The following is a 6,389-nucleotide window of genomic DNA, read 5'->3' as shown; positions in this document are numbered from 1 at the left end:
TCGGTCACGTCGAAGTTCGGGTAGAGGTCTGTCCACTGCCGTTGGCCCTGGGTGCCTGCGGCGATGGCGTTGGCGCCCTGGGCGTACTCGACGTCGGCTTTGAAGCCCTGGGCCTTGCCCACCGCGGGATCGGCGAGGCGGGGGTTGCCGACCATCAGGTCGCGGGTGATGAGGGCCATCTTGCAGCACTCGGCGACGAGGTCCTTGGCCTTGAAGGGGCGCTTGCCCTTGCCGAAGACCTTCTCGAACCTGTCCATGAACTTGATGGCGCGCTCGAGCTCCTCGTGGTCGTAGAAGCCGCGGGCCATGCGGCCCTGGAGGCCGACCATGTCGTAGCTCACGGTGCCCATTCCGAAGTAGTGGAGGAGGGCGTTGCGGCGGACGTCGGAGCCGATGATGCCCATCGAGACGGCGCCGAGGGAGAGGTAATTCTTGCCCCGCAGCTCGGCCACAGCGGCGGCGCAGCGGGCGAAGCGGAGCAATCGCTCGGCCACGAAGGGAGCGAGCGGGCCGTCCTCGCTCTCCAGGTCGGGCGAGTAGATGCAGAAGATCGGCCGGCCCTTCTCGTCCATCGCGGCGGTGAATGCCTTGAGCCACACGGCGCCGGGCCTATCTGTCTGGTTCAAGCCGTAGGCGCAGAGCTGCCATTCCGAGGAGCCGATGCCCTGGCAGGCGCTCATCAGCTCGTCGCTGTATGACCACGAGCGGCTGAGGAAGATGCAGGCCGAGGCACCGTGTTCGGTGAAGTGCTTCTGGGCGAGGGCGCCGCTGCGGGGGCCGTAGACGATCTCGGGCGCGACCACGACGCGGACGGGTGTGCCATCGGGCAGCCTTACATTGTCGGCGATGAGGTCGTAGACCTTGGCCGTCATGCGCCAGGTCTTCTCGACGTTGGTCTCGTAGGCGCCCGTGCGCCCGTCCGCCACGGGGCAGAGCGCAATGGTGGGCACGTGCCCCACCAACCGGCGTTCGGAGGGAACATAGACCCGACGGCTCGTCGCGAGGGCCTCGAAGTCCGGCCGCATAACCGCTTCCTTTCGCTTGTGAGTTCACTCTAGCAGCACCGATGCCACAGCCCGTATTATTGGGCGGATGGGCGCGCTTGTCAAGATGGCCTGGGCATCGGCGTTGACAGGGGAGGCGGAGGCGGCTAGAATCCGTGTGGGAGGCCGCTGGACCAGGAGGCGCTGCCATGCAAGGACGAGCCGTGGGAACTGCCATCGCGTGTCTGTTGCTCGCAGGGTGCCTGCCGAAGGCCCCGGCGCCGGGCGAGGGCAGTCGGCAAGCCCGGATCATCCCCTGCCGCCGCGCCGCGGGCAAGATCGCCATTGACGGCAAGCTCAACGATCCTGCGTGGGATCGTGCCTACGTGCTCGACGACTTTCGCATTCCGCCCGAAGGACGGAAGCCGCGCCATCCCAGTTCGGCGCAGCTGCTGTGGGACGACGAGTTCCTCTACCTCGGCGTGGTGATGGAGGACTTCGACCTGCTGGCACTGAAGAAGGAGCGCGACGCCTGGCTATGGGAGGACGACGTGGTCGAGCTGTTCGTCAAGCCGAGCGACGTCGAGCCGGCCTACTACGAGATCGAGATCAATCCTCTGGGCACCGTGCTCGACCTGCTGATCGGCCGTCGCCTCGCCGCAGGCTCGATTGACCGCTGGAAGGACTGGGACTCGCGGATTCAGGTGGCCATCTCGGTGAGCGGCACCGTGAACAACTGGAAGGACAAGGATAAGGGCTGGATCGTGGAGGCTGCCATCCCGCTCTCGGCCTTCACCCCCACACCGAAGCCGCAACTTGGCGATCGCTGGCGCTTCGCCGTATGCCGCTACGACTATTCGGTCTACCTCGAGGCGGGCCAAGAGCTCTCCAGCAGCGCCCGGCTCAGTGCGCTCGACTTCCATCGCTTCGAGGACTACGACATCCTCGAGTTCGCCGAGTAGCGCCTCTCGGTGGGTCCGTGCCTCACTTCGTCGCGGCCAGGCCGCGTTCGGCGGCCTGCTTGATGTGCTTCTCGGTCGGGTCGGTGCGCGTCGTGGCCATATGGGCGTAGATGGCGGCGGCTTCTGGCTTCTTGCCCGCGGCGAGCAGCGCGTCGGCCAGGGACATGGCCGCGTCGGACAGGTTCAGACGCTCCCAGTCCCTGGCGCCGTCGGCGGCCTTGAGCAGGGCCTCGGAGGCCGATGCATCGGCGATGCGGCTGATGCCCCAGGCACCCGCAATGCGGATGTCGAGGTCCTGCTCGGCGAGTGCCTGCTTGAAGACGTCGGCGGCCTTCTCGCACTTCAGCACGGCGAGCTTTTTGATCACGCTCAGCCGGGCGCGGCCCTTCACGTTGGGCAAGGCGGCGAGCAGCACGTCGGCGGCGCCCTCCTTGATGGCGGCCAGAGCGCGGGCCGCGTCGTCGTAGAGGTCGGGGTCGAGGAGCATCTTGCCGAGGGTCTCGGTGACCTCCTTGCCTCCGCAGAGCTGAATCTCCTGGATCAGGTACTTCTGGATGGCCTTGGGCCGGTCGCCGCCCAGTTGGGAGGCGAGGGCGAGGGCAACTTCGGCGCGGGCCTTCTCCTGACCCTCGCCTGTGACGTGGACGGCGACGAGGTGGAGGGCATAGTGGGGTTTGATGTCCTTGACCTCCTCGCCGATCTTCGGCTCGACGAGCAGGTCAACAAGGCCGAGCACGTTCTCGCGGCCGCCTTTGAGGATTTCGGCAGCGAGCGTGCGCATGGCCTCGCCGGCCTCCGGCGTGAGGCTCACATACGAGCCGCCCTTGTCGTGGTCGGGTATCTGCTCGACGAGGGCCTTGAGCTGTTCAGAAGCGGGCATCGGGGGGACTCCTAGCAGAACGGGTTCCGCGTGCAAGCATGCGCGCCCTACAGGTGCCAGGGTTCGCGCATGGGCTGATAGACCAGGCGGTTGGCCACGTCGTCGCCGATGACCTGTTCCTTGACGGGGTCGTACTTGATCTTGCGCCCGAGCCGCAGCGAGATGTTGGCGAGGTGGGCGATGGTGATGGCGCGGTGGGCGGCCTCCACGTGGCCGCCCGAGTCCTTCCGCTGGCGCACGGCCTCGGGGAAGGTGAGGAGCGGCTCGGGGTCGGGCAGGGCCTTGAGCTTCTCCTGGCTCTCGGCGTCGAGGTCGCTGAGGTCCACGCGCCGCTCTTTCTTGCGGTCGTAGCGCGGGCCCCACTCATTGCCGTCGAGCACGAGCGTCAGGCCGTCGGCATACTTCAGCTCGGCCCAGGCCCAGGGCGTGCAGCACTCGGGGTGGGCGGGGGCGGCGAGGGTCTCGACCTCGACGGGGCTGGTGTCGTCCTTGCCGTAGATCCACTGGAAGGGGTCCATGTAGTGCTGGGCGAAGTCGGCCAGGGCGCCGCCCTCGTAGTCCCAGTAGAAGCGGTGGTTCCAGCCGAAGCGGTCGTGGTGGAAGGGGCGGACGGGGGCGGGGCCGCAGTACATGTCCCAGTCGAGTTCCTTGGGGACGGGCTCGGGCTTGGCGTTGACGAGGCCGCAGTAGCGCTTGACGGGGAAGCCGCCGCGCTGGATGAAGACGCCCTGGCAGTTGTTCTTGAGCAGGCCGCTGCGCATGATCTTGTGGATCATGCGGCTGTGGGGGCTCTTGCAGGCGCCGAAGCGGCCGCTGGTGCCGATCTGGAACACGCGGCCATAGCGTTTGACGGCCGTCACCACGGCGCGGCCCTCGGCGATGAACTTCGTCATCGGCTTCTCGCACAGGATGTCCTTGCCTGCCTGCGCGGCGCCGATGCAGCAGAGCGCGTGCCAGTGGGGCGGGGTCGCGATGGAGACCACGTCAATGTCCTTGCGCTCGACCACGCGCCGCCAGTCGGTGTACAGCTCCACCTGCTCGCCCCAGCGCTTCTTGGCGTTCTGGAGGTGGCCGTAGTGCACGTCGGCCGCGGCCAGGAGTTTGAAGTCGGCGCCCCAGTCCTTGATGTAGCTCTTGAGATCCTCGCCGGCCTGGCCGCCGCAGCCGATGAGGCCGCAGGCGAACACCTCGCTGGGCGGCTGCGGGCCTGTGGGGCTCTCGGCGCCGACCACGTGGCGCGGCACCACGGCCAGCGCCGCGGCGGCGGTGGCCGCGCCGCGCAGAAAGCCTCGGCGATTCACGGGTCCTCGGTCCATCGTCATGGCTCGCTCTCCGCAACAAGGAAGCTGGGGTCTGCGGTCTGCAATCTGGAATGTAGAATCCGCATTGCCGCCTCGGCCCCGCACATCATAGCCATTGGGCCGCCGCCGTCAAGCCCGGCTTGCAGCAATCCAGCCAAGCGCTATCATGAAAATGCCAGTTCGTAGCGCGGGCTTCAGCCTGCATCCTGGACCGGCAATGCGAGCATTAGGATACGGGCTGAAGCCCGCACTGCGAACGCGAACAGGAGGCCCCCATGCGCTTTCCCCGCTCCGCGGGCATTCTGCTGCATCCGACCTCGCTGCCCGGCCGCTTCGGCATCGGGGAACTGGGCTACACGGCGCACCGCTTCGCCGACTTTCTGGCCGAGAGCGGCCAGTCGCTCTGGCAGATTCTACCCCTGGGACCCACGGGCTACGGCGATTCGCCCTATGCCTGTTTCTCGGCCTTCGCGGGCAACCCGTTTCTGCTCAACCTGGACTGGCTGGCCTCGGAGGGCGACCTCGAGCCGTCGGAGCTGGCGAGCGCCCCGCGATTCCCCGAGGAGCACGTGGACTTCGGCTGGGTCTACGGCTGGCGAAACGAGGTCTTCCCTCGCGCCGCCGCGCGCTTCCGCCGCAGCGCCGTGGGGGCGCGGCGGGCCGACTTCGACCGCTTCTGCTACGAGAATGCCGCCTGGCTCGACGACTACGCGCTGTTCCGCGCCCTCAAGGATGCCCACGGCGGCGCCGTGTGGAGCACCTGGCCGGAGGACCTCGCCACGCGCCAGCCCGCCGCCCTGGCCCGAGCCCGCGAGCGTCTCGCCGATGCCGTGTTCACCCACTGCTACCTCCAGTACCAGTTTCTCCGCCAGTGGAGCGATCTGAAGCGCCACGCGAACGCCAAGGGCATTCGCATCGTGGGCGACATCCCGATCTTCGTCGCCTTCGACAGCGCCGACGTATGGGCGCACCCGGAGCTCTTCTTCCTCGGCCCCGACCTGCGGCCCTCCGTTGTCGCCGGCGTCCCGCCCGACTACTTCAGCAGGACGGGCCAGCTCTGGGGCAACCCGCTGTACCGCTGGGACACGATGGCTGCGGACGGCTTCGCCTGGTGGGTCCAGCGGTTCCGCCAGACGTTTCGCACGGTGGACATCGTGCGGCTCGACCATTTCCGCGGCTTCGCGGCCTACTGGGAGGTGCCCGCGGGCGAGGAGACCGCCATCAACGGCCGATGGGTGAAGGGGCCCGGCGCGCGCTTCTTCGAGGCCCTCAAGGACGCGCTCGGCGAACTGCCCATCATCGCCGAGGACCTGGGCCTCATCACGCCCGACGTGGAGGCCCTTCGCCAGCAGTTCGAGTTCCCCGGCATGAAGGTGCTCCAGTTCGCCTTCACCACCGACGGCACGCACCCCTACCTGCCGCACCGCTACGAGCGGAACTGCATCGTTTACACCGGCACGCACGACAACGACACCACGCTCGGCTGGTACCACACGCGCGAGGCGAAGGAGAAGGCGGCCTTGCACCGCTACCTGGGCCCAATGGCTGAGCCGGTGAACTGGGCGCTCACCCGCCTGGCCTACGAGTCTGTTGCCGACGTGGCCATCGTTCCGCTCCAGGACGTGCTGGGTCTGGGGGGGGAGGCCCGCATGAACACGCCTGGCCAGGCCAGCGGCAACTGGAGCTGGCGCTTCCGCGAGGATGCCCTCACGGCCGAGCTGCGGGGCAGGCTGCTCGATCTGGCTCTCGCCTACGGGCGCAAAGAGGCCCCCAGGCCGAAGGAAGAGGCCGGGAAGGAGCCCGAGTCGCCGTTCCCGCCCGGCTACCCGATGGATTGAGTTGGCATGGTCACCGCTGAAACTGCGGAAGGGGCAGGTCGGAGAGGAGAATGACGCAGGGCTGCCTGCCCCCGAGCTGGTGGGCAAGCGGCGCGTCGCAAGTGGCCAGCGGCGCGCCGAGCAGGAGCGCCGAGGCCACACAGGCGGCGTCGTAGGCCGAGATGGCGTGCTCCAGTGCCAACCGCAACGCGTCTTGGAGAACATCATCCGTATGGGCGCAAAGTGCAACCATACCCCGAGACGGTGGCGGCCGGAATCGCAGGTGGCTGCGGGAGCTCCGAAGGGGCGAAATGGGATAGCCCAAGACAACGCCCTCATCTTGGCGCACGTGTCAGGGCCTTGTAGCCCGCGAACGCGGGCGACCGGGTCGTAGCCCAGGGCGACCGAAGGGAGCCCTGGGACCGGGCGTCCCCGCCCGTCCAAGC

At 67.9% G+C, this 6,389-nt stretch carries 6 protein-coding genes; 2 read left to right on the top strand and 4 right to left on the bottom strand.

The features are described 5' to 3' along the window. Positions 1–1,025, bottom strand: a 1,025-nt coding sequence (locus tag PLE19_15320) for a hypothetical protein (protein ID HPD16322.1), incomplete at its 3' end; no start/stop codon positions are given. Positions 1,026–1,192: 167 nt separating this feature from the next. Here PLE19_15320 and PLE19_15315 point away from each other — a divergent pair. Next, positions 1,193–1,945: a carbohydrate-binding family 9-like protein gene (locus tag PLE19_15315; GenBank protein ID HPD16321.1), complete on the top strand. Its 753-nt coding sequence runs from the start codon at positions 1,193–1,195 to the stop codon at positions 1,943–1,945. A 22-nt stretch (positions 1,946–1,967) separates the two neighbouring features. Here PLE19_15315 and PLE19_15310 read toward each other — a convergent pair whose 3' ends face one another. Together PLE19_15310 and PLE19_15305 are read right to left on the bottom strand one after the other, a co-directional pair. Continuing rightward, complete coding sequence (locus tag PLE19_15310; GenBank protein ID HPD16320.1) at positions 1,968–2,825, bottom strand: HEAT repeat domain-containing protein; 858 nt, start codon at positions 2,823–2,825, stop codon at positions 1,968–1,970. A 47-nt stretch (positions 2,826–2,872) separates the two neighbouring features. After that, entirely contained in the window at positions 2,873–4,147 is a 1,275-nt protein-coding gene (locus PLE19_15305) for a Gfo/Idh/MocA family oxidoreductase (protein ID HPD16319.1), read from the bottom strand. A gap of 254 nt (positions 4,148–4,401) precedes the next feature. Between PLE19_15305 and malQ the strand changes: the two genes are divergently transcribed. Next, the gene (gene malQ / locus PLE19_15300) at positions 4,402–5,964 is read left to right on the top strand and encodes a 4-alpha-glucanotransferase (protein HPD16318.1); all 1,563 of its coding nucleotides are present in this window, start codon (positions 4,402–4,404) and stop codon (positions 5,962–5,964) included. A 10-nt stretch (positions 5,965–5,974) separates the two neighbouring features. Here the strand turns inward: malQ and PLE19_15295 are convergent, their stop codons facing one another. Further along, a complete protein-coding gene (locus PLE19_15295; GenBank protein ID HPD16317.1) occupies positions 5,975–6,145 on the bottom strand; it encodes a hypothetical protein in 171 nt (56 codons plus the stop codon). Positions 6,146–6,389: the final 244 nt, after the last annotated feature.

This window comes from Planctomycetota bacterium, from assembly GCA_035384565.1.
Taxonomy (GTDB): Bacteria; Planctomycetota; PUPC01; order DSUN01; family DSUN01; genus DAOOIT01.
This window is presented reverse-complemented; position numbering and strand designations above follow the sequence as displayed.

Excerpts from the sequence above, each read along its gene's own strand:
- malQ (HPD16318.1), top strand. The coding sequence starts at position 4,402 with ATGCGCTTTCCCCGCTCCGCGGGCATTCTGCTGCATCCGACCTCGCTG.
- PLE19_15315 (HPD16321.1), top strand. The coding sequence starts at position 1,193 with ATGCAAGGACGAGCCGTGGGAACTGCCATCGCGTGTCTGTTGCTCGCA.
- PLE19_15305 (HPD16319.1), bottom strand. The coding sequence starts at position 4,147 with ATGACGATGGACCGAGGACCCGTGAATCGCCGAGGCTTTCTGCGCGGC.
- PLE19_15310 (HPD16320.1), bottom strand. The coding sequence starts at position 2,825 with ATGCCCGCTTCTGAACAGCTCAAGGCCCTCGTCGAGCAGATACCCGAC.